The sequence below is a fragment of the Aeromonas sp. AE23HZ002T15 genome (genome assembly GCF_054165525.2).
This window is the reverse complement of sequence record NZ_CM201342.1, coordinates 133,824-157,565: the sequence shown is the minus strand read 5'-3', so window position 1 is coordinate 157,565 and position 23,742 is coordinate 133,824. Positions and strand designations below refer to the sequence as shown.

The 23,742-nt window shown below is 62.5% G+C and carries 17 protein-coding genes; 6 read left to right on the top strand and 11 right to left on the bottom strand.

Translation table 11 applies throughout. The features are described from left to right. Positions 1-85: 85 nt before the first annotated feature. The 5 genes from rplY to ACT5M9_RS00695 all read right to left on the bottom strand — a co-directional run bounded on the left by rplY (position 86) and on the right by ACT5M9_RS00695 (position 7,122). Positions 86-373 carry a 50S ribosomal protein L25 gene (gene rplY / locus ACT5M9_RS00715; RefSeq protein ID WP_025326956.1) on the bottom strand — a complete coding sequence of 96 codons (288 nt, stop codon included), beginning with the start codon at positions 371-373 and terminating at the stop codon, positions 86-88. A 175-nt stretch (positions 374-548) separates the two neighbouring features. Further along, positions 549-1,370 carry a hypothetical protein gene (locus tag ACT5M9_RS00710; RefSeq protein WP_457978677.1) on the bottom strand — a complete coding sequence of 274 codons (822 nt, stop codon included), beginning with the start codon at positions 1,368-1,370 and terminating at the stop codon, positions 549-551. 96 nt (positions 1,371-1,466) lie between these two features. Beyond that, complete coding sequence (hrpA, locus tag ACT5M9_RS00705) at positions 1,467-5,366, bottom strand: ATP-dependent RNA helicase HrpA (RefSeq protein WP_457978679.1); 3,900 nt, start codon at positions 5,364-5,366, stop codon at positions 1,467-1,469. Between the two features lie 177 nt (positions 5,367-5,543). After that, positions 5,544-5,966 carry a CBS domain-containing protein gene (locus tag ACT5M9_RS00700; RefSeq protein WP_438550946.1) on the bottom strand — a complete coding sequence of 141 codons (423 nt, stop codon included), beginning with the start codon at positions 5,964-5,966 and terminating at the stop codon, positions 5,544-5,546. A gap of 85 nt (positions 5,967-6,051) precedes the next feature. Next, a complete protein-coding gene (locus ACT5M9_RS00695) occupies positions 6,052-7,122 on the bottom strand; it encodes a helix-turn-helix transcriptional regulator (protein WP_457978681.1) in 1,071 nt (356 codons plus the stop codon). Positions 7,123-7,577: 455 nt separating this feature from the next. Between ACT5M9_RS00695 and ACT5M9_RS00690 the strand changes: the two genes are divergently transcribed. Further along, a complete protein-coding gene (locus tag ACT5M9_RS00690; RefSeq protein WP_457978683.1) occupies positions 7,578-8,900 on the top strand; it encodes a YjiH family protein in 1,323 nt (440 codons plus the stop codon). An 83-nt stretch (positions 8,901-8,983) separates the two neighbouring features. Here the strand turns inward: ACT5M9_RS00690 and ACT5M9_RS00685 are convergent, their stop codons facing one another. Next, entirely contained in the window at positions 8,984-9,850 is an 867-nt protein-coding gene (locus ACT5M9_RS00685; RefSeq protein ID WP_457978685.1) for a pirin family protein, read from the bottom strand. 109 nt (positions 9,851-9,959) lie between these two features. Between ACT5M9_RS00685 and ACT5M9_RS00680 the strand changes: the two genes are divergently transcribed. Further along, positions 9,960-10,868: a LysR family transcriptional regulator gene (locus ACT5M9_RS00680; RefSeq protein WP_457978687.1), complete on the top strand. Its 909-nt coding sequence runs from the start codon at positions 9,960-9,962 to the stop codon at positions 10,866-10,868. A 147-nt stretch (positions 10,869-11,015) separates the two neighbouring features. On the opposite strand, the gene ACT5M9_RS00675 is transcribed toward ACT5M9_RS00680, so the two are convergent. The 4 genes from ACT5M9_RS00675 to ACT5M9_RS00660 form a co-directional block, all read right to left on the bottom strand. Next, positions 11,016-11,345, bottom strand: a complete 330-nt coding sequence (locus tag ACT5M9_RS00675) for a YbaB/EbfC family nucleoid-associated protein (protein ID WP_050716988.1) — start codon at positions 11,343-11,345, stop codon at positions 11,016-11,018. 126 nt (positions 11,346-11,471) lie between these two features. Then, positions 11,472-14,000: a DNA polymerase III subunit gamma/tau gene (gene dnaX / locus ACT5M9_RS00670; protein ID WP_457978689.1), complete on the bottom strand. Its 2,529-nt coding sequence runs from the start codon at positions 13,998-14,000 to the stop codon at positions 11,472-11,474. Positions 14,001-14,181: 181 nt separating this feature from the next. Next, positions 14,182-14,727 carry an adenine phosphoribosyltransferase gene (gene apt / locus ACT5M9_RS00665; RefSeq protein WP_434662368.1) on the bottom strand — a complete coding sequence of 182 codons (546 nt, stop codon included), beginning with the start codon at positions 14,725-14,727 and terminating at the stop codon, positions 14,182-14,184. A gap of 131 nt (positions 14,728-14,858) precedes the next feature. Further along, positions 14,859-15,236: a YbaN family protein gene (locus tag ACT5M9_RS00660; protein WP_457978691.1), complete on the bottom strand. Its 378-nt coding sequence runs from the start codon at positions 15,234-15,236 to the stop codon at positions 14,859-14,861. Positions 15,237-15,444: 208 nt separating this feature from the next. Between ACT5M9_RS00660 and dusC the strand changes: the two genes are divergently transcribed. Both dusC and ACT5M9_RS00650 read left to right on the top strand, forming a co-directional pair. Further along, a complete protein-coding gene (gene dusC, locus ACT5M9_RS00655) occupies positions 15,445-16,389 on the top strand; it encodes a tRNA dihydrouridine(16) synthase DusC (protein ID WP_438550953.1) in 945 nt (314 codons plus the stop codon). 96 nt (positions 16,390-16,485) lie between these two features. Next, positions 16,486-16,854, top strand: coding sequence for a conjugal transfer protein TraR (locus ACT5M9_RS00650; RefSeq protein WP_457980558.1), 369 nt, complete (start codon positions 16,486-16,488; stop codon positions 16,852-16,854). Positions 16,855-17,013: 159 nt separating this feature from the next. Here the strand turns inward: ACT5M9_RS00650 and ACT5M9_RS00645 are convergent, their stop codons facing one another. Next, on the bottom strand, positions 17,014-17,670 hold the full coding sequence (locus ACT5M9_RS00645) for a response regulator transcription factor (RefSeq protein WP_457978693.1): 657 nt from the start codon (positions 17,668-17,670) through the stop codon (positions 17,014-17,016). 182 nt (positions 17,671-17,852) lie between these two features. Here ACT5M9_RS00645 and ACT5M9_RS00640 point away from each other — a divergent pair, with 182 nt between their 5' ends. Both ACT5M9_RS00640 and ACT5M9_RS00635 read left to right on the top strand, forming a co-directional pair. Continuing rightward, a complete protein-coding gene (locus ACT5M9_RS00640) occupies positions 17,853-18,146 on the top strand; it encodes a PilZ domain-containing protein (RefSeq protein ID WP_457978695.1) in 294 nt (97 codons plus the stop codon). A 76-nt stretch (positions 18,147-18,222) separates the two neighbouring features. Then, positions 18,223-23,688 (top strand): VCBS domain-containing protein, encoded by a 5,466-nt coding sequence (locus tag ACT5M9_RS00635; protein WP_457978697.1) that lies wholly within the window; start codon positions 18,223-18,225, stop codon positions 23,686-23,688. The last annotated feature ends 54 nt before the right edge of the window (positions 23,689-23,742 follow it).

The window sequence follows — 23,742 nt, the reverse complement described above, 5'->3', positions numbered from 1 at the left end:
CTTTTATATCCACACCCTTGTCCAAACGCCAGAATGCAAAAAGCCACTCCGAAGAGTGGCTTTTCATTCAACCGGACTGACGCAATTAGATGCGTACGAAGTCCAGGTGAACCAGCTTGTAGCGAACCGGGTGACGCTGGATAGCCTTCACGTTCACTTTAACTTCTTCGCCGTTGATGACCAGGGTCAGCTCGGAGGAGTAGAACTCCGGCTTCTCTTGGGCCAGGATCAGCTTTTTGTGGTCCAGGGTAACGGACACGGCTTCTTTGCCTGCACCGTAAACGATGGCAGGAACTTGGTCAGCATGACGCAGGCGGCGGCTCGCACCTTTCCCCAGGTCAGAACGGACTTCAGCTTGGAATACGAAAGACATAGTAGTTATCTCTTTTAAGATGAATGTATGGTGTTGACTGCGACCGGTCAGCACCTCGCAAAACGAGCGCGAATACTAGCATGGGGCCTTGGTGGATACAAGCCGCCGGGGTGCTCTTCGCCGTATTCCCTCGTGGCTCATGGCTGGCCGATGCCGTGCAAAGGCCGCCATCCCCTCAGCGACCCTGCTCCAGACGGGCAAATTGCTGCTGACGCTGGGCCGGGCTCATGGCATCGAACCGGGCCAGGGTCTCGGCCCTGGGACAGTAGAGGCTCTGACCGGTGCGCACCTTGATCCCTGCTCCCATGCTGGAGCGGTTCTCCTCCACCAGCGCCAGCAGATAGCTGTAGGTATCCGTCCCGCTGCCCCCCTGGGAGATCAGCTCACTCGCGATGCGCCAGAGGGTCTCCCCCGCCGCCACTCGATGACAAGGCTGAGATCCACCGGCCGCGGGGGCCGACAGGGTCAGGGTGGCTTCCCCGCCTTGCTCAGGAACACTTATGGGACGGGAGGCCAGCCGGGTGGCGCCCTCAAGGGAGGGGCCATACCCCAGATTGGCCAGCAGAGGCTCTCCCGCCTGCCGGCGCACAGCGCCCCGGGTGGGCAAGGAGAACTCGGCGATAAAGGGCTGCATCCCGAGCTCAATCTCCGTGGCCGCCACCGCCTGTACAGGCGCGCTCCCCTGATGGGGGGAGACCCCGTAGGCCATCTCGTCGATACGCTTGAGGCGCGCCAGATAGGCCTTGGAGAGCTGGGCCTCCCCCTCGAACAAGTCGAAGGGGGGCACCAGGCGAGCGGGGAAGAGGATTTGCCAGCGGCCATTTTTCTTCTTCTGCTCCAGCGGCGGGAACTGATTGCCCCGCCAGGCCACGAAGATGGGCGGCACGGCGCGGTGCGCCGGATAATACTCCGGATTGAGCTGCACCCAGGTCTGCTCCGCGATGGGTTGATAGCCGCTGATATTGACCAGCGCGGCCCCTAACCAGATCCCCCACATAGTTGCGCCTCCCCGTCTCTTCTTGTTCGCACCCATCCCCCGACTCTTCCTGTCACCCCATCACACAATGATTCAGGAAAACAGATAGATAGCAGCTTAGCACTGGGATATCGCATTGAGCACCCGTTTATCGGAAACCGGATAGGGGGTGCCCAGTTGCTGGGCGAAGAACGACACCCGCAGCTCCTCTATCATCCAGCGAATGTTGGCCACCTCGGTCGGGATCAGCTGGGATTTCGGGATCTTCGCGAGCAGCGCCTTGTATTCGGACTCCACGCTCTGCACTTTCAGCATGTAGACCCGATCCCGGTTCGGATCGATGGCCAGCTTCTCGAGGCGCCGCTCGATGGCGCGCAGGTAGCGCAGCAAGTCCGGCAGGCGCTGCCAGCCGGTCTCGGTGACGAAGCCCTTGTGGATCAGCTTGTCGAGCTGCAGCTGGATGTCGGACATGGCGAACGCCGTGTCGAGCTGCATCTTGCCCTTGAGCCGCTTCTTGATATCAAAGGACAGGGTCAGCACCGCCTCCACCTGCTTGGCCACCTCCACCACGGCGTCGTTGAGCTCGGCACGCACGAACTCCTTGAGCGCCTCGAAGCCCGCCTCGTCCCAGGCCAGGCCGCCGTGCTGCTCGATCAGCCGGTCGCAGCCGCAGGCGATGCAGTCGTCAATGAGCTCCGCCACCTTGCCGAAGGGGTTGAAGTAGAGGCCGAGCTTGGCCTTGTTCGGCAGCTTCTCCTGCAGGTACTTGATGGGGGATGGCACCCCCAGCAGCACCAACCGGCGCTGGCCCGCCCACATCAGCTGCTGCTGCACCACGGGGCTCTCCACCAACTGGATAGCGACCGAATCCTTCTGATCCACCAGGGCCGGATAGGCTTTGACCTCGAAGCCAGCCCGCTTCTGGCAGTACTCCTTCGGCAGCTCGCCGAAACTCCACAGGGTCAGGCCGGACTGCTCGATGTCGTCGTCCGCAACCTGGGAGAGCGTCTCCTGCACCTTGCCGCGCAGGGATTCTTTCAGCGCCTCTAGATCCTTGCCCTCCGCCACCTTCTTGTGTTTGTCGTCCACGACCCTGAAGGTGAGTTTCAGGTGATCGGGCACCGATGCCCAGTCCCAGGATTCTCTCGGCACGGTCACCCCGGTCATGCGCCGCAGCTGGCGCTCCATCTCGTCCAGCAGTGGCCCCTGCTCGGGATCGAGCGTCGCGAGCAGCGCATCCGCGTAGTTCGGCGCCGGCACGAAGTTCTTGCGCATGGGCTTGGGCATGGACTTGATGAGCGCTACCAACAGCTCGTGACGCAGCCCGGGGATCAGCCACTCGAAGCCCTTCACCTCCACCTGGTTCAGCAGCGGCAGCGGGATATGCAGGGTGACGCCGTCCGCCGCCTCCCCCGGTTCGAACTGGTAGCTGAGTTTTAACTTGAGCCTGCCCTGCTGCCAGAAGTTCGGGTAGTCGAGATCGCTGATGTGGGCCGCATCCCCCTTCATCAGCATCTCTTTCTCGAAGTTGAGCAGCTCGGGATCCTGCTTCTGCGCCTCCTTCCACCACTTGTCGAAGTGGCGGGCGGAAATGATCTCCTCCGGCAGGCGGGCGTCGTAGAAGCGGAACAGATCCTCGTCGTCCACCAGGATGTCGCGGCGCCGGGACTTGTGCTCCAGCGCCTCCACCTCCGCCAGCAGTTTTCTGTTCTCGGCGAAGAAGCGGTGGCGGGTCTCGAAGTCCCCCTCCACCAGGGCGCGGCGGATGAAGAGCTCACGGCACTGGGCGGGATCGATGCGGCTGAAGTTGATGAGGCGCTCGTTGACCAGAGTCAGGCCGTAGAGGGTCACCTTCTCCTTGGCCATGACGGCGCCATTTTTCTTCGACCAGTGAGGGTCGCTGTGATGCAGTTTGATGAGATGGCCCGCCAGGGGCTCCACCCACTCGGGCTCAATCTTGCCGTTGATGCGGGCGTAGAGGCGCGAGGTCTCCACCAGTTCGGCGGCCATCACCCACTTGGGCGGCTTCTTGAACAGGCCGGAGGCCGGGAACAGGTGGAAACGGCCGTTGCGGGCGCCGAGGAACTCCGGTTTCTCCAGATCCTTGTTGCCGATATGGCTGAGCAGCCCGGTCAGCAGCGCGCAGTGCACCGTCTTGAAGTCCGCCGGTTCCGCATTGGTCTTGAAACCGAGCTCCTTCACCGTCTGGCGCAGCTGGAAGTGGATGTCCTGCCACTCGCGAACCCGCAGGTAGGAGAGAAACTCCTTCTGACACAGGCGGCGGAACGGGTTGCTGCCCAGCAGATCCTGCTGCTCTTTGAGGTAATTCCAGAGGTTGACGAAGGCGAGGAAGTCCGAATCCTTGTCCTCGAAGCGCCTGTGCTGCTCGTCGGCGGCCTGCTTCTTCTCCATGGGGCGCTCACGGGGATCCTGGATGCTCAGGCCCGCGGTGATCACCATGACTTCGCTGAGACAGCCGGTTTGCGCCGCCGTGATCACCATCTTCGCGAGCCTGGGATCGAGCGGAATGCGCGACAGCTGGCGACCGGTCTCGGTGAGCTGCAGCTTCTCTTCCAGCTCCCGCCCGTTCAGATGGCGGGCAGGCAGCTCCTTCACCGCTTCCAATTCTTTGAGCAGGGTCAGGCCGTCCTTGATGTGGCGGGACTCCGGCGGCTCGACGAAGGGGAAGGCCTCCATGTTGCCGAGCCCCAGCGCCAACATCTGCAGGATGACGGAGGCCAGGTTGGTGCGCAGGATCTCGGGATCGGTAAAGGCTGGGCGATTGTTGAAGTCCTCCTCCGAATAGAGGCGGATACAGATGCCGTCCGCCACCCGGCCGCAGCGCCCCTTGCGCTGGTTCGCGCTCGCCTGGGAGACGGGCTCGATGGGCAGGCGCTGCACCTTGGTACGCCAGGAGTAGCGACTGATGCGGGCGGTGCCCGGATCGATGACGTAACGGATGCCAGGCACGGTGAGGGAGGTCTCCGCCACGTTGGTAGCCAGCACGATGCGCCGTCCGGCGTGTTGCTGGAATACCTTGTTCTGCTCGGCGTTGGAGAGGCGGGCGTAGAGCGGCAGCACCTCGGTGTCCCGCAGGTTCAGCTTGCGCAGGGCGTCGGCGGTGTCGCGGATCTCCCGCTCCCCGTTCATGAAGATGAGGATATCCCCGAGCCCTTCCCGGGCCAGCTCTTCGACGGCGTCGAAGATCCCCTGCAGTTCGTCGCGATCCCCCTCCCCCTCCATCAGCGGGTGATAGCGCACCTCCACCGGGTAGGTACGGCCGGACACCTCGATCACTGGCGCCTGATTGAAGTGGCGGGAGAAGCGCTGGGGGTCGATGGTGGCCGAGGTGATGATCACCTTGAGATCCGGGCGCCTCGGCAACAGCTGCTTGAGGTAGCCAAGGATGAAGTCGATGTTGAGACTGCGCTCGTGGGCCTCATCGATGATGATGGTGTCGTACTGGGTCAGCAGGCGGTCGTTCTGGATCTCCGCCAGCAGGATCCCGTCCGTCATCAGCTTGATGTGGGTCTGCTCGCTCACCTGATCCGTGAAGCGCACCTTGTAGCCCACGTACTGGCCGAGCTCGGACTCCATCTCCTCGGCGATACGGGCCGCCACGGTACGGGCCGCGAGGCGGCGCGGCTGGGTGTGGCCGATATAGCCCCTCACCCCGCGCCCGAGTGCGAGACAGATCTTCGGGATCTGGGTGGTCTTGCCTGAGCCGGTTTCCCCCGCGATGATCACCACCTGGTGCTCACTGATGGCTTTCGCGATCTCCGCCTGCTTCTGGCTGACCGGCAGATTGTCCGGATAGGTGACTTTTGGCACGCCGGCCAGGCGAGAGCGGTAGCGCGCCTCGGCCACCTCCAGATCCGCGGCTATGGTCGCCAGCACGGCGGCCTGTTTGGCCTCTGGCAGCTTCTTGACCCCGTGCAGACGGCTGGAGAGACGGCGGGCGTCGAGATTCATGCAGGCGGACAAGCGGCGACGCAGCGCCTCGAGAGAGAGAGACAAGGTACTGATTCCTTATGAGAAGCCCGCAAGGGGCCAATGCGATAGCTGGGGCAGATCCTAAAGAGCGGGGGGGAGCGGTGCAAGCCTTAAAGCAGCCCTTCCCAGGCGAAGGCATTCAGATGACATAAAAAAGAGCAGGCACCCTGCCTGCTCCCGTTATTGCTTAACCACCAAGGCTCATACCCTGGCCTGGCGCACGAAGCAGGTGCCGAGCTGGGCATGGATGGCCTGCATCACGTTGTGACGGCTGATGACCCCGAGCAGCCGTCCCCCCTCCACCACCGGATAGATCTTGGGTTTTTGCCCCATCATCATCTCCGCCAGCTCCAGAATGCTGGTGTCGGGGTCAACCGCCAGCACCTCCTTGCGCATCACATCCCTGACCTGAGCTACCTGCTCGCAGTGATAGGCCTCTTTGAGCATGACAGCGATGCAATCCTGCTCCGATACCCAGCCGATCAGATGGCCCTGGGGATCCACCACAGGGCCGCCGAGCTGATGGCTGTTGAGAAACTTGGTGACGGCGGCCTGTACCATCATGTCTGCGCTGAACGTGATGGGCCGGGTCTGCATATAATCCTTCGCCTTGAGTGATTCCATGACGCTTCCCCCAACAGGCCTCCCGGGCGGGAGGCGCGAGCCGAGCGGGATGTCCGGCTCACCCCAAGCATAGCCCGTCGGGCCATCAGGAGATGGACTGCAGCAGCAGCAAGAGCTCGTTCTGACTATGGCAGTCTGTCTTCTTGAAGACCCCCTTCAGGGTGGATCGCACCGTCTCCACCTTGACCCCGCGCAGCTCGGCAATGTCGTTGCTGCTGTAGCCCTTGCTCATCAACACCAGCAACTCCTTCTCGCCGATGGTGAGGGGATAGAGGCTGGCCAGCGCTTCGATGTCCGGGTTGAAGGCGTGCTCGGGGTCACGCAGCACCACCTCCACATAACGCTCGAAGCGGTTGAGACCACTCATCAGAGTGCATTGCACTAGCAGTGGTCTTAAATCCGACTGACGGGGAATAGACATATAAGCGCTGGCCCCCGGCAGCAAATAGGCGAAGCCGTTCAAGATCTCCTTGAACTGACGCTGCTGCTCCTTATTTTGTAGCGAGAAGATACCATTCATGGCCCGCAACTCCACATTTTCATCGGAGATGCGATTGAACGCCACATTGGAATAATGAATATGCCCCTTGTCATCTATGATGGCACTGGGCTTATTATGGTTTTTAACCAATTGTTGCAGTTGATAATTCTGCGTTTCCAGGGCAAGCAGGTTCCAATAATGCTGACTCCAGGCCGCCAGACCGGAATAGATCTCGGTGAGGGAGGAGATATCCTGGGCGCTGAAATCATCCTGGGCGCTGCCACGATAACTGCACAGACTGCTGAGCCCCCGCCCCTTCACCCGGCAGACACCGCCCGCCGCATACTGGGCACCAAAGCTCGCCAGCAGCCCCGGTGAACTGGAGATGGCATTGGCGTTGACTATCCCCTGGCAGCCCTTGTCCAGATAATGATTGAACCACACATCCTGGCGATGGTGTTGCACATAAAACTGCTGCTGGGCCTCGGTCAAGCCGCTCGCGAAGAGCTTGATGCCGGCACTCTTGTCATCATCCCGCAATAAGAACAGGGATGAACTGCCGGACAGTTCAACGCGAAATTGGTCCACCACCAACTTAATGTCAGAATCATTAATACCGCACTCATATAACTGGCTGATATAGGGCGATATCCTTTCTTTTACTAATGCCTTCACACCCGAACTCCTAATTCTTATTTTTATTGAAGAGGCATCTTACTCTGCAATGGGAAACTCGAGAAGCCATCAAATCAATAAAGCCTTTATAACTAATCCATGAATAGTCATGAAAACGATACATATGAAAGCAGGCAACAAAAGTTTTTAAATCCAAACTAATGTTTCAACTTGTTCTTGTCGCTTGAAGAGGGGTTTATCTGCTTAACGAAGTTCCCGTCACTGCCTTTTCCCTTTGTGCCGACACCTTCTCTTCCTTCAGGCCTCGGCCCCACTCAGCCATGAACCCGAGCGTCCCCTTGTCAGACCCGACTGCATAAAACCCATACGGGTCTTCACACCAAAGTTGTTACTTTTTGGTGAATTTTTTGCTTCCATTTTGCTTCCTCATCGATATTGTATATACAAATAAACATTCGACAGGAGTTGACCCATGAGGATCACAAGGAGGAACAATGGAGCCTGAGAATACCCTGACTGCCCCCACCCGCACCGGAGCCGGCATCAAGCTATGGCTCACCAGCCTGATCGGGATCGCCATCTTCTTCGTTCCCTTCGAGCTGGCGGGTCGCAGCACCATACTGGTGGATCACCTGGCTGGCTTCCTGATAGCCAAACGCCCCCTCGCCGTCGGCCTCATCCTGCTGCTGATCGCCTATGGTGCCATCAGCCCCCTGCTGGACGGTCGCTGGCGTGCCCGCCCCATCGATCGGGTGTTGAGCCTGTTCAAGCTGCTGGGGCTGGGGCTGGCCATCCTCTATGTCACCGAGCTGGGCCCCGCCTGGCTGATGACGCCGGACAGGCTGCCATTCCTGTTTGACAAGCTCGCCATGTCGGTGGGCCTCATCGTTCCCATCGGCGCCATGGCCCTCACCTTCCTGCTCGGCTTCGGATTGCTGGAGTTCATTGGCGTCCTGATGCAACCCGTGATGCGCCCGCTCTGGCGCACCCCAGGCCACTCCGCCATCGATGCGGTGGCCTCCTTTGTCGGCAGTTACTCGGTCGGCCTGCTCATCACCAACCGGGTCTTCCTCTCAGGGAAATACACGGTACGGGAGGCGGTCATCATCGCCACCGGTTTCTCCACCGTCTCCGCCGCCTTCATGATCATCGTGGCCAAGACCCTCGACCTGATGGGGCACTGGAACTTCTACTTCTGGTCCACCCTTGTGATCACCTTCGTCATCACCGCCATCCTGGCCCGCGTGCCCCCCATCAGCACCATGAAGGATGAAGGGGAAACCGACGAACCGCTGCCTGCGGGCCAGAGTCGCTGGCAAGCGGCCCTCGCCTGTGGTCTCTCCCAATCCCGTCAGGCGGACTCCCTCTCGCGCCAGCTCATGGACAACCTGAAAGATGGCGTCACCATGGCCGCCGCCGTGGTGCCCACCATCTTGTCGGTGGGTCTGCTGGGCTTGCTGCTGGCCCAGCATACCCCCTTGTTTGATCTGCTGGGATGGTTGCTGTGGCCGCTGACCTGGTTGCTGGCGTTGGGGGAACCGCTTGAGACGGCACGGGCGCTGTCGGCGGGGCTTGCCGAGATGTTCCTGCCCGCCATCCTGCTCAAGGATGCTGACTTGCTGGTGCGCTATGTGACGGCCGTGGTATCGGTGAGCTCAGTGCTCTTCTTCTCCGCCTCCATCCCCTGCATCCTGGCGACCAAGATCCCGGTTAGCCTGGGGCAGCTGGTGGTGATCTGGCTGCTGCGCACCCTGCTCGGCATCTTGCTAGCCGCACTCTGCGGCCGGCTGGCCATCACCCTCGGCTGGCTGAGCTAACAACCCGCTCCTTCGGGATAAAAACAACAAAGCGCCCGATGGCGCTTTGTTGGTTTTATCCGTGCAACTTGATGACGCTGGGCTCAGGGCGCAATCTGGGCGAAACGCCCGCTGTTGAAGTCGTCGATGGCCTGCACGATTTCGGTCTGGGTATTCATTACGAAGGGGCCGTAGCCAACAATGGGCTCATTGATGGGCTCGCCGCTCAGCACCAGTAACACCGCATCCTCGCTCGTCTCAAGTTGAACCTCGCTGCCACTGGGATCCAGCAGCACCAGTTGCGCCTCGGTCGCCTCCTCCTGGCCATTGATCCGCATCCGCCCCTTGAGCACGATCAGGGCGCTGTTCCAACCATCCACCAGGGGCAGTACCGTGCTGGCGCCACCGTTCAATCTCAGATCCCAGACATTCATGGGGGTGAAGGTGCGGGCCGGCCCTCTCGCCCCGGCCAGCTCACCGGCGATGATGCGTACCACCCCGGCCCCATCGGCAAGGGGTTGCACCGGAATGCTGTCGCTGCCGATGGCCTGATAGCCAGGTGCCGACATCTTGTCCTTGGCGGGCAGATTGACCCAGAGCTGCACCATGTCGAGGGTGCCCCCCTGCTGGCTGAACTCCTCGGAGTGAAACTCGTCGTGCATGATGCCGGCCGCCGCCGTCATCCACTGCACGTCCCCCGGCCCTATGACCCCACCCTGTCCGGTGGAGTCGCGGTGGGCCACCTCCCCCTTGTAGACGATGGTGACCGTTTCGAAGCCCCGGTGTGGATGTTGACCCACGCCTCTTGGGGCCGTGGCCGGGCCGAACTCCATGGGACCCGCCCGATCGAGCAGCAGGAAGGGGCTCAGCGCCTTGCCGTGGCTCTGGTAGGAGAACAGGGAACGAACCGGGAAACCGTCGCCCACCCAGTGGGGACGGGGTGCACTGTAGATACCGATGACTCTTTTCATGATCCTCTCCAACTCGATAATGGTGTCTGGGATCATTATGTGGATGGAACGACAAAGGCGGTAGGCGTAATATTGAGCCTCAGCGTCCTATATTGTGAACGATAAAGCCATGACTCCCGATCTCAACGATCTCTATTACTACGTCCAGGTGGTGGACAATGGCGGCTTTGCCCAGGCGGGGCGGGCCCTCGGCATCCCCAAATCCAAGCTCAGCCGACGCATCGCCCTGCTGGAGGAGCGGTTGGGGGTACGCCTCATCCAGCGCTCCAGCCGCAGTTTTCAGGTCACCGAGCTGGGCCAGGCCTATCACGCCCGTTGCCGGGCCATGCTGGTGGAGGCCGAGGCGGCCCAGGCCGTCATCGACTCCACCCGGACCGAGCCCTGCGGCGTGGTGCGCCTCTCCTGCCCCATCGACCTGCTCCACGCCCATGTGGGCAAGATGCTGGTGGAATTCGCCCTACAGTACCCCAGGATCGGCGTGCAGCTCATCGGGGTGAACCGGGCGGTGGATCTGGTGAGCGAGGGGCTGGACATCGCCATCCGGGTGAGACCCCTGCCCCTGGAAGACAGCGAGCTGGCCATGCGGGTGCTGGGGTATGCAAACCAGTGCCTGCTCGCCAGCCCAGACCTGCTTGCCCGTCATGGCGAGCCGAAGGGGCCGGCGGATCTGCTGGGTTGGCCAAGCCTTGGCCATGGCAGCACCATGGAGGGTCACCGCTGGCAGCTGCTCGGGCCCGATGGCGCCGAGGTGAGGCAGCATCACAGCCCCAGGTTTGTCACCACCGACATGCAGGGCCTACGGCAGGCGGCCATCGAGGGTCTCGGGGTCGTGCAACTCCCCACCATGATGGTGCAGGAGGCGCTGAGTGAGGGCAGCCTGCGGCATCTGTTGCCCGGTTGGGCACCGCGTCAGGAGGTGATCCATGCTGTCTTCCCCAGCCGGCGGGGTTTGCTGCCCTCGGTACGAGCCCTGATCGATCACCTCGCCCTAGGGTTTGCCCCTCTGGCGACACGGTGAGCGGAACCATGAGGTTGTTCCGTCTGTGGTCACAACCCCTGTCAGGACGCCATCAACACCGAGGCGCGAAACCTTAAACAACAAAAAACCGGAGCATTTGCTCCGGCCTTTTTCAGGATCTGGCACTAGCGTGCCCACCTAAATTCCTTAGAACGGCAGCTTCATGCCCGGGGGCAGTTGCATGCCACCGGTCAGCTCGCCCATCTTGGCCTTGTTCTGCTCTTCCACCCGGCGCACGGCGTCATTGACGGCAGCGGCGACCAAGTCTTCCAGCATCTCCTTGTCATCTTCCATCAGGCTGGGATCGATCTCGATGCGGCGCACGCTGTGGCTGCCGGCCATGGTGACCTTGACCATGCCGGCACCGGCTTCGCCGACTACTTCCATCTGGGCAAGCTGCTCCTGCATCTTCTGCATGCGCTCTTGCATCTGTTGGGCCTGTTTCATCAGGTTACCCATTCCACCTTTACCAAACATAGGTCGTCTCTCGTCTTGAAATCCGGCATACGCGCCGGGCTGTGGGCTCGTTCTACCCCAGATGGGGGCAGCCAACGGTGTTTTCAACCGGGAGCCAGGCTCCCGGTCTCCATTAATCCATCGTCTTCAACGGCTCAGGGGCTCGATGCTCTCGGGATGGAGCACGGCGCCAAAGCGCTGCTGCAAAAATTGTACATGAGGATCTTCGGCCAGATCCCGGCTCACCTGCTCGCGTACCCCGAGATAGAGGCGATGCTCTATCTCGAGCGGCGTCTCGTGCGCCGGATCCGTGCCAAGGGTCACTTCCACCTGCACGGTGCCCCCGAGCTCGGGGCCGATGATCTCTGCCAGATCGGCGCGGGCCCGATCGCTCACCAAATGGCGCTGCTCGGGCTTGAGGGTGAGCAGCACCCTGTCCCCCTGCTGGCTCATCACGGAGTTGATGGCAAGTTGACGCAAGCGCCCCCCCACCCCGGTACGGGCGATGAGCTCGGCCCAGGGGTCGCCGCAATTGACCAGCAGTGAGGAGGGAATGAGGCGCGAGACCTCCTCCCCCTCATCTTGCTCGGCGTCCCCTTCCAGCTCATCCCAGTCGATGGTTTCCATCAGGGGGGGGGCTGGCTGAGGCTCGCTCGGCTCGGCTGCTGCCATGGGGACCGGAGCCGGAGCTGCCGACGCGGTAACAGAGGCTGCGGCGGACGGCACCCCGTCCAGATCCCAGGGCGGCAGATCGTCCGGCTCTGGTCGCGCCCTGGTTGGTGCAGGCGCGGCCGCTCGCGGCGTCGGTGCGGCCTGGGGCAAGGGCGCGCTGGCGATGGCGTCACCAAAGCCCTGACTCAGGTACTCTTCGTAGTCACCGCCACTCTCCTCCTCATAGGCGTCGAGGGGGGGCAAGTCATCGTAGCCCATGGCGGCAGACTGCCGAGCCGGAGTCGTAGGCTGCCAAGCCTCGGCAACCGGCTTAGCGGCAGGTGCTGGAGCCGGCACCGGCTGGGCAGCTGCCACGGGTTTGCCTGGCGCCGCCCTGGGCGTTGCCGCCGGGCTGGTGGCATCCCCCCGCAGGCGGCTTCGCAGCAAGTTGCGCTTGCCCAGCAGGCTCTGCATGCTGGACGCGGCGGATGACGCGGCCTGCTCGGTCGGCATCGCCTCCTGGGGAGCGATGTCAGCTGCATCGGCCTGATCATGCGGCACCGCATACGACGCCGGTGCGGCGGGCGTATTCGACTCGGTGGCCTGGGCGGGGCTCGGTTCGACCAGATCCGGCGTCCCCTCATAGCCCATCTGCCGGGCGGCCTGCAGCAACTCCTCCTGCTCGGCGAAGAGCGGCGTCAGCGTCTCTTGGCCAGCCTCTATGGTCTCGGCATCCTCTTCGCGCACAGGTTCTTGTGTCCCCTCGGCACGCACGGTCTCGAGGGGATGGGCCTGTGCCGGCTCCGGCGTGGTCGGCGCGGTTGGGGCAGGCTCAGCCCCGCGAGGCTTTCCCAGGGTGGCGGATGCCGCCCCCCCGGCCACCGGCATGGCCTGCATGGAAACGGGGACGGCGCTCAGGCTGGCGGGATGCAGCACCTCGCGGCGCGGGGAGAAGGCCAGCATACGCAAACAGGTCATCTCCAGGGCGGTGCGCCCGTCCGGCGCCCAGGGCAGATCCTTGCGGCCCCCGAGCACTATCTGGTAGCAGAGCTGCACCTCTTCCGGGCTCATGGCCCCCGCCAGTTGCAGCAGGGCATCGGCGTCCGCCCCCTGCTCCTGCACGCTGGCGGGGAGCAGTTGCGCCATGGCGACGCGATGGAGCAGGGCTTCAAGCTCGGCATGCAGCTGATCGAAATCCGGCCCCAGGGTGGCTATTTCGGTGATCTTGGCCATGGTCGCCGGGGCGTCCTGGCGCAAGATGGCCTCCAGCAACTGGTGCAGATGGTGATGATCGAGGGTCCCCAGCATGGTCAGCACGCTATCCAGACGCACGCTGCCATTGCCATGGGCCAACGCCTGATCGGTGAGGCTCAGGGCATCGCGCATGCTGCCATCCGCCGCCTTGGCGAGCGCCAGCAAGGCGCGCGGCTCGAACGGCTGCCCCTCCTGATCCAGCACCCATTCCAGCTGCTTGGCGATCTGGCTCTGATCCAGGCTCTTCAGGTGGAACTGCAGGCAGCGGGACAGGATGGTGATGGGCAGCTTCTGCGGATCCGTGGTGGCCAGCAGGAACTTCACATAGGGGGGCGGCTCTTCCAGGGTTTTGAGCAGCGCATTGAAGCTGTGGCGCGACAGCATGTGCACCTCATCGATGAGGTACACCTTGAAGCGACCACGGGCCGGACGGTACTGCACGTTGTCGAGCAGTTCACGGGTGTCTTCCACCTTGGTGCGGGACGCCGCATCGATCTCCAGCAGATCGACGAAGTTGCCCTGATCGATCTCGCGGCAGGTGTCGCAGACGCCGCACGGGTGGCTGCTGATCCCCTGCTCGCAGTTGAGGCTCTTGGCCAGGATGCGGGCGATTGTGGTCTTGCCGACCCCGCGGGTGCCGCTCAGCAGATAGGCGTGGTGGAGCCGCCCCTGATCCAGGGCATTGGTCAAGGCGGTCAGCACATGTTGCTGGCCAACCACTTGTTCAAACGTATGGGGGCGCCATTTGCGCGCCAGAACCTGATAGCTCATAGATCTCGATGCTGGAAGACGAGGCATTGAGCCGGATGCTAACACAAATGCAGGGCGGGCTGTATGGGGGATGAGGCGCCCGGGGCGGGATCGCTTCATTTTCAAACCGATGCCGGGGAGGCATGGGCCATAACGTCGACAGGCAGGCTGACGAGGCCTGCCTGTCGGTCAAACCGGCGGCTTATTCCCCGGCGAGTTCGACCAGGGAAACCACCTTGACGCCTGCGGCGGTCAGGCGGGCATCCCCCCCCAAGGACGGCAGGGAGATGATGAAGGCCGCATCGGCCACCTCACCACCGGCGCGGCGGATGAGCTTGACGGTGGCGTCGACGGTGCCGCCGGTGGCCAGCAGATCGTCCACGACCAGTACCTTGTCACCGGGAACGATAGCATCGGTGTGCAGTTGCAGGGTGTCGGTACCATATTCGAGGGCATAGGACTCCTCGATGACGGCGCGGGGCAGCTTACCCGGCTTGCGAACCGGCACGAAGCCTAGCCCCATGGCGAAGGCAACCGGGGCGCCGAAGATGAAGCCGCGGGCCTCGGTGCCGACGATCTTGGTGATCCCTTGATCACGGTAGTGATTGGCCAGCAGATCGATGGTGGCCTTGAAGGCCTCGGCATTCTCGATCAGGCTGGTGATGTCGCGAAACAGGATGCCCGGCTTCGGATAGTCGGGAATGGTCTTGATGCTCGCTTCGATAAACTTCAGGGTATCCGGATTCATTATTTGACCGCTTATTTTTTGAGCCCTGCAGTGGCGGTTTGAGTGAATGCCGCCTGGGGCAATAAAAAGGCCCGTCACGCAAAAATGACGGGCCGACTCCATAGCATTATTGCTGCAATAGCTTAGGGATTTCACTTCTCCATTGCAACTGGCTCCAGCACCGGCAGGCGCATTAACCAGGTGAGCAGGATCACCATAATGGCAACCAGCAGGAGCCGCACCCAGGGCAGGGGTACAACCAGCAGCGACACCGAGAAGGAGATGAGGATAAAGACGATGGCACGGCGCCTGGCATGACGGCGGATGCCGCGATACTGCTGCCAGTCAGCGATGGGGGGGCCAAACCAGGGATGAGCCAGCAGCCAGCGATGAAAACGGGGGGATGAGCGGGCAAACAGCGCCGCCGCCAGCAACATGAAGGGGGTGGTCGGCAGCAGGGGCAGGACGATCCCGACGATCCCCGTGACAAAGGCCAACCAGCCAAGGGCCATCAAACACCAACGCTTCATTAGGACTCCGGTTCAATACATCTTTCCCTAGCCTAGCAGACTTGCCCAAGGTACCGACAGCGCCGCAATCGGCCTGGCGTCTGTGTGCGCGTTATCTGAGCGCCCACCTCCCTCACCTCATTTAACTTGGGGAACAACGCTGACAGCGTCCCTCAATACCTCTACAATCTGCCCTCCTTTTTACTCCTTCATCCTTGCGGAACCGGTTATGCGAGTTATTTTGGCCCCCATGCAGGGGGTGCTGGATCACCTGATGCGGGAGGTACTCACCTCCGTCAACGATTACGACCTCTGCGTCAGCGAATTCATCCGGGTCGTCGATCAGCTGCTGCCCGCCAAGGTGTTCCACCGCCTCTGCCCCGAACTGCGCCAGGATGGCAAGACCCGCGCCGGCACCCCGGTGCGGGTACAACTGCTGGGTCAACACCCGGAGTGGCTCGCAGAAAACGCGGTGCGCGCCATCGAACTCGGCTCCCCCGGGGTGGATCTCAACTTCGGCTGCCCCGCCCCCACGGTCAACAAGAGCAAGGGGGGGGCCGTGCTGCTCAAGGAGCCCGAGACCATCTACCGCATCGTCAAGGCGGTGCGTGAAGCCGTGCCCGCCCATCTGCCGGTCAGCGCCAAGATCCGCCTCGGCTACGATGACAAGACCCTCTATATGGACAACGCCCAGGCGGTCTATCAGGCCGGGGCCTGCGAGCTGGCGGTACACGCCCGCACCAAGCAGGAGGGTTACAAGGCACCGGCCCACTGGGAGTATGTGGATGCCATCCGCCGCGCCCTGCCCATTCCAGTGACCGCCAACGGGGAGATCTGGGATCACCAGGATGCCCTCGCCTGCGCCCGTGTCTCCGGCTGCGACGCCCTCATGGTGGGACGCGGCGCCATCTCCCTGCCCAACCTCGCCAACGTGATGAAGACAGGCTGCGCCCACATGAGCTGGGCCGAGGTGTTGCAACTGATGGTGAGCTACACCGAGCAGGATCTGGCGAGCGAGAAGGCCGACTACTACCCCAGCCGGATCAAGCAGTGGTTCAGTTACCTCAAACGCGAATATGCTGAGGCAGACGAGCTATTCCGGGATATTCGTCTGCATAAGGAGACGGGACCTATTCGGGAAGCCCTGCTGCAAGCCGCGAAAACTGTGAGCTAACCCACTTTTACTTGACTCATGTCATCTCGACAACCCACGCGCATCCCTATACTGGCCGAGTTTTATAATCCGTATAAGGGGGCGCGTGTGTGCGAAATAACACAAACCCAGCTGGCCGAGTGGCGTGATCGCTTGCAGGCAGACTGGGTGCAAGTGAGAAAAGAGTTAATTGCCGAGCTGAAAGCCAACCGGCGCGGCGACTGGGCAGAACAGATCGAGGGTTGTGAGCGCGATCAACTGGTGGATCTCATCGCTCGCCTTCGGCTGCCCAAGGTGGATCAGCGGGTTGCCCGCCTCAAGCGGATCGATGCCGCCATCTGCCAGATGGATCTCGGCCTCTATGGCCTCTGCTCCGATTGTGAAGAGCCTCTCTCCTCCGCCCAGCTGGAGAAGGATCCCAGCCTGCAACGCTGTCCGCGCTGCGAAGCCCGCTACTGCAAAGGGTTCCACGCTCACGAACTCTGAGGGGTCCCCTTCCCCTCTTCTATTCCCTCTCTCCTTCCCCTAGGTTGCCAAGGCCTGTGATCACACCGCGAATGACTGACCCATTCGGTCAGAGACGGGCATCCAGGATGGCGCGACATGGCGATCGTGTCGCGCTTTCACCCATGGGACGGCCCCAGGCTAGTCAATCAGGGCGTGCTTCTGCGCGTAGGCGTAGAGCCCCATCCGGTTGCGCACCCCCAGCTTGGCGTAGATGGAGGTCAGGTGGTTGCGCAGGGTGTGCTCGCTGATGTTGAGGCGATCCGCAATTTCCATCGTGCTCGCATCCGACCCCAGGGTGATGGCGGCTATGGTCTGCTTCTCCTTGCGGGTCAGCCGCGCTATCTTCTCCTGCTCGGCGTGATCCCTCCCCTTCTCTCTAGCGACCGCCATCAGGATCCGCTCCGTCGCGGCCCGATCGACCCAGTATTCACCGTCATGTACCTTCAGGATGGCTTTGCACAGCACCTCGACCGACTCCCGCTTGCTGATGGCACCGCAGGCGCCGGCCAGGACGGCCCTGTCCTGCTGCTCGAGCTCTTCCGTGGTGGAGAGGGTGAGCACCCGGACGTTGGGACCTGACAGCAGTGTGGGGATCTGCTCGATCCCATTGCCGCCATCCAGATCGAGCAGCACCACATAGCGCTTGTCGGCCTCTATCCATTGGGCGACCTCGGAGGGATTGGCCACACAGGCCACAAGCGCCAACTGGCACAGCTGTGCATTGATCGCCTCTCGCAGCCCCCATGCCACTATGGGCAAGTCGCAGACCAAGATCAGGTTGACTCTGGCATCCATGCCTTACTCCCCAATATTCCGCCGTCCATGTTGCCGGCGCACAGCCCCTGGCAATGCGCCTCTCCCTACTCAAACTAGTCGAAATCTCCTGGTTTTGTCCTGCTTCGTTGGATGCCTTGTCATGCATAAAACGGTCTGATTTTTCCATTTTTCATCCCGACCTTCTGACCTAGGCTATCTGCATGACAACACCATCTCACCCCCATGCTCGCCTGCATGAACGCGTCAAGGTGATGATACCGGTCCGGCTGGAAGGCCAGACAGGGTTCACCCGAGACATCAGCGTAGGCGGCTGCTACCTGCAACTGGACGACATCGATCTTCAGGACGATGAGGTCAGCTTCGAGCTCGATCTGGGGGCTGCATACAGGGCCATGAAGATACGGTGTTGTGGGCAGGTAGTGCGGGTGGACCACATGGGCTATCTGACTGGGATTGCAATAAAGATCAAGGGACTGCAACTGTTGCTCAAGTAGATCCACAACGGTTGCCGATTGCGCGACGACATTGCCGGCGAGGCGATTCGTCATCGTAGAGCCAAGGAGAACTGACATGGCCAGCACCACGACCAGCGGCGGAACCGTTACCTCATTTTCCAACACGCCCCAAGCCAAGGATGACACCTTCAGCACCGCCCTCATCGGTGGCGTGAGCGGCGCCCTTATCACCGAGGATTTCGCGGGCATCGTCTATCTCGACGTCATGGCCAACGATCTCGGTGGCAATGCCAAGACGCTCTGGTCCCTGGACGATGGGATCAGCACATCCACCTCCACCAAGCTCTATGCCCCCGCCGACCTCCTTACCCAGGACACGGCCAGGTACGAATCCGTCAGTACGGATACCAGCTTCTACGGCGCCAAGATCTGGATCACCGCGGATGGCAAGGTGGGATACGATGCCGGCACGCTGTCGGCCGCCTTCAAGCACGATCTGCAAGCGCTCTCCGCTGGACAGACGCTGAGCGACAGCTTCACCTACTCGATCCGCCTCGGGAATGGCACCCTGAGCTGGGCCACGGCCAGAATCGAATTTACCGGTGCCAACGACGCGGCTGTGATCACCGGTACCAGTACCGCCAGCCTGACCGAAACCGATGCGGCCCAGTCCATCGGCGGTACCCTCAGCGCCAGCGACGTCGACAGCTCGGCCGCCTTCGTGGCACAGACCAATGTGGCCGGCAATCACGGCTACGGCAGCTTCAGCATCAATGCCGCCGGAGCCTGGAGTTATCAGATGAACAGCCCCCACAACGAGTTCGTGGGGGGTCAGCAGTATACCGATTCCATCACAGTGGCCACCGCCGACGGTACCACCCAGGTGCTGACGGTCACCATCACCGGTACCAACGATGCGGCCGTGCTCTCCGCCGATGTGGTCAACCTGACCGAGACCAACGCAGCTGCCGATCTCTCGACCAGCGGCACCTTGACCATCACCGATGTCGACAGCCCGGCCACCTTCGTTCCCCAACTGGCCACCGCGGGTCTCTACGGCAGCTTCAGCATCGACACCGCCGGGGCCTGGAGCTACAGCGCCAGCAGCGCCCACGACGAGTTCGCCGCCGGCATCACCTACACCGACAGCTTCGACGTGGTCTCCGCCGATGGCACCCACACCTCGGTCACCGTGAAGATCCTCGGCACCAACGACGCCGCCGTGCTCTCCGCCGACGTGGTCAACCTGACCGAGACCAACGCAGCCGCCGATCTCTCGACCAGCGGGACTCTGACCATCAGCGATGTCGACAGCCCGGCCAGCTTCGTTCCCCAACTGGCCACCGCCGGGCTCTACGGCAGCTTCAGCATCGACAGCGCCGGCGCCTGGAGCTACAGCGCCAACAGTGCCCACGACGAGTTCGCCGCCGGCATCACCTACACCGACAGCTTCGACGTCGTCTCCGCCGACGGCACCCACACCTCGGTCACCGTGAAGATCCTCGGTACCAATGACGCCGCCGTGCTCTCCGCCGATGTGGTCAACCTGACCGAGACCAACGCAGCCGCCAATCTCTCGGCCAGCGGCACCCTGACTATCTCCGATGTCGACAGCCCGGCCAGCTTCGTTCCCCAGCTGGCCACCGCCGGGCTCTACGGCAGCTTCAGCCTCGATGCCGCCGGGGCCTGGAGTTACAGCGCCAGCAGCGCTCACAATGAGTTCGCCGCCGGTATCACCTACACCGACAGCTTCGACGTGGTCTCCGCCGATGGCACCCACACCTCGGTCACCGTGAAGATCCTCGGCACCAACGACGCAGCCGTGCTCTCCGCCGATGTGGTCAACCTGACCGAGACCAATGCCGCCGCCGATCTCGCGACCGGCGGCACCCTGACTATCTCCGATGTCGACAGCCCGGCCAGCTTCGTTCCCCAGCTGGCCACCGCCGGGCTCTACGGCAGCTTCAGCATCGACACCGCCGGAGCCTGGAGCTACAGCGCCAGCAGTGCCCACGACGAGTTCGCCGCCGGCATCACCTACACCGACAGCTTCGACGTCGTCTCCGCCGACGGCACCCACACCTCGGTCACCGTGAAGATCCTCGGCACCAACGACGCCGCCGAGCTCTCCGCCGACGTGGTCAACCTGACCGAGACCAACGCAGCCGCCGACCTCTCGACCAGCGGGACTCTGACCATCAGCGATGTCGACAGCCCGGCCACCTTCGTTCCCCAGCTGGCCACCACCGGGCTCTACGGCAACTTCAGCATCGACAGCGCCGGGGTCTGGAGTTACAGCGCCAGCAGCGCCCACGACGAGTTCGCCGCCGGCATCACCTACACCGACAGCTTCGACGTGGTCTCCGTCGACGGCACCCACACCTCGGTCACCGTGAAGATCCTCGGCACCAACGACGCAGCCGTGCTCTCCGCCGACGTGGTCAACCTGACCGAGACCAACCTGGCCGCCGATCTCTCGACCTGCGGCACACTCACCATCGCCGATGTCGACAGCCCGGCCAGCTTCGTTCCCCAGCTGGCCACCGCCGGGCTCTACGGCAGCTTCAGCATCAACGCCGCCGGCGCCTGGAGCTACAGCGCCAGCAGCGCCCACGACGAGTTCGCCGCCGGTATCACCTACACCGACAGCTTCGACGTGGTCTCCGCCGACGGCACCCACAGCTCGGTCACCGTGAAGATCCTCGGCACCAACGATGCGGCTGTGATCACCGGTACCAGTACCGCCAGCCTGACCGAAACCGATGCGGCCCAATCCATCGGCGGCTCGCTCAGTGCCAGCGATGTCGACGGCTCGACCGCCTTCCTGGTGCAGACCAATGTGGCTGGCAACAACGGCTACGGCAGCTTCAGCATCAATGCCGGCGGCGCCTGGATCTATCAGATGAACGGTGCCCACAACGAGTTTGTGGATGGTCAGCAGTACACAGATTCCATCACAGTGGCCACCAGCGACGGCACCACCCAGGTGCTGACGGTCACCATCACCGGCACCAATGACGCTCCGACACTCGGCGTCACCCAAGGTGGTACCACCACCTTTACCGAGTCGAGCGGCCCGGATACGCCGGCCAACGACGTGGCGCTGCTGAGTGCGGCTAATATCGTCGACGTCGATAACATCCGGCCTCAGTCGGTTGCGGTGACCATCACCAACACCAAGGCCGGCGATCAACTGCTATTCACCAACACCGCCGACATACAGGGCAGTGTCAGCAGCATCGGTGGCAATGTCGTGCTGACGCTCACGGCGATCGCGGGACACACCCCGACCGAGGCACAGTTCGAGGCGGCGTTGGCGACGGTGAAGTTCAACAACACCTCGGATACGCCGGATACCACCCAGCGCAGCATCGCCTTCACCGTCACGGATCCGCTGGGCGCAACCAGCACGGCCGCGACCATAGGCCTGAATGTGGTGGCGGTCGCCGATGATGTCACCCCACCTACCCTGAACAGCATCACGGCCACCAATCTCGCCAACCCGACAGGATCCACGGCCACGGTGACCTTCACCTTCTCGGAGGCGGTCAGCAATTTCACGCTGAGTGACATCCAGATCAACCAGCCGACCCGGGTCTCGCTGTCCAATCTGCACGTCACCGCGAATCCCCTGGTCTGGGAGGCGACCGCCACCCGGGGAACGGCCAACGGCTCCTATGCCCTGACAGTGGCCAGTGGCACCTTCACCGACCTGGCAAACAATGCCAACACCGCCTCCTACACCAGCGGAAATCTGGCACCGGCCGGCATCGCCGGAGAACCCATCAATCTGGCGCTGAGCAGTCCTGGGGGTGCGCTCTCGGGTCCCGTTACCCTCACCCTCGGCGGCGTCCCTGCCGGCTGGACCTTCAGCGAAGGGATCAACAACGGCGACGGCAGCTGGACCATCCAGACTCGTGACCCAGCCTCACTGACCGTCACCACCCCGACCGACTTCGCCGGCGCCCTGGTGCTGGCCATCCATATGAGCTGGACCAACGTCGACGGCAGCCTGGGTCATGCCTATATCGCCGACAATATCGAGGCCTATGCCCCCGGCTCCCCCATCTTCGCGCTCTCGCAGGATGACAACCTCAGCGGTTCGTCCGGCGCGGATCAGTTCGTGTTTGCGCAGCCCATCGGCAACAACGTCATCTATCACTTTGACGTGGTCGTCGACAGGCTCGATCTGATCGGTTTCGCCGGCGTGACCGGCATGGCGAATGTCCAGATCACCAGCGATGCCGATGGCAACGCGCTGATCAGCATCGGCGAGGGGCAGACGATCACGCTCAAGGGAGTCGATGCGGCGACGCTCGGCGCGGCGAATTTCGAGTTCGACGTCGATCCCGTGATGCACAACGCTGGCATCCTCAGCATCGGTGACGGCGCCATCATGCCCTTCGGCGGCAGCCTCATCAACGAGGGCACCATCACGCTTGAGGGGGGTACCCAGGGCAGCAGCCTGGAGATCCTGTTCCGTGGCGCCAGCCTGAGCGGCGGCGGCCAGTTGCTGCTCTCCGACAGCGCGCAGAACCTGATCATCGGCGGCAGTGCCGACACCCTGTTGCACAACATCGACAACCGCATCTCTGGTGCGGGTCAGCTCGGTGGCGGGCAACTGATCCTGAACAACGCCGGCAGCATAATCGCAGATGGCAGCCATGCCCTGCTGATCGACACCGGCCACGAGCGCATCATCAACTCGGGTCTGCTGGCGGCCACGGGCAGCGGCGGCATGATCATCGCGAGCGCGATCGACAACGGCGGCCTGCTGTGGGCCGACGGCGGCAACCTGACATTGCAAGGGGATGCGGGAGGGAGTGGCAGGGCGCTGATCGGCGGGACGGCGACTCTGGAGTTCGGGGCGGCGTCCAGCCTCGACACCGAGTTTGCCCAGGAGGGGGACGGCACCCTCAGGCTGGCGCAGGCTGCCGCCTTCACCGGTACCATCTCCGGCCTCAACGAGGGGGATCGACTCGAGCTGGCCGACATGAGCGCCACCCGGGTCAGCTACCTCAGCAACGCCACCGCGACCGGCGGTGTGCTGACCCTCAGCGATGGCGTCCACAGCAGCGAGATCCAACTGCAGGGCACCTACAGCGCGGCCGGTTTCCAAGGCAGTCAGGAGATGGATTCAGGCACCACCATCAGCTACCACGCGGTGCTGGCGGATCAGTCGCTGCTCGGCAGCTGCGGGGATGACGGCCTGGTGGGGGACGATGGCAACGACACTCTGAACGGGCTGGGGGGCAACGACACCCTGGTCGGCGGAGCCGGCAGCGATACCTTCGTCTTCCAGCAGGATGGCGGACTCGACACCATCAGAGATTTCAACGGCACCGGTCTGACGCAGGGCGGGGATGTGCTGGACCTGAGGGATCTGTTCCAGGACGTGGCCGGGGGCGATCTGTCGAGCTATCTCGACTCACGGGAGGAGAATGGCAACACCATCCTCAGCCTGGACAGGGATGGGGCGGCTGGGGGAGCAGACTTCCAGGATGTGATCATGCTGCAAGGGGTCACCAACCTGCATCTCGACCAGTTGCAGCAACAGGGCAACCTGTTGACCCACGGATAAGGCGCGGCGAAAAGGCATCAAGCCCCTCCCCCATAAAATGACAAGCCCCGGCTG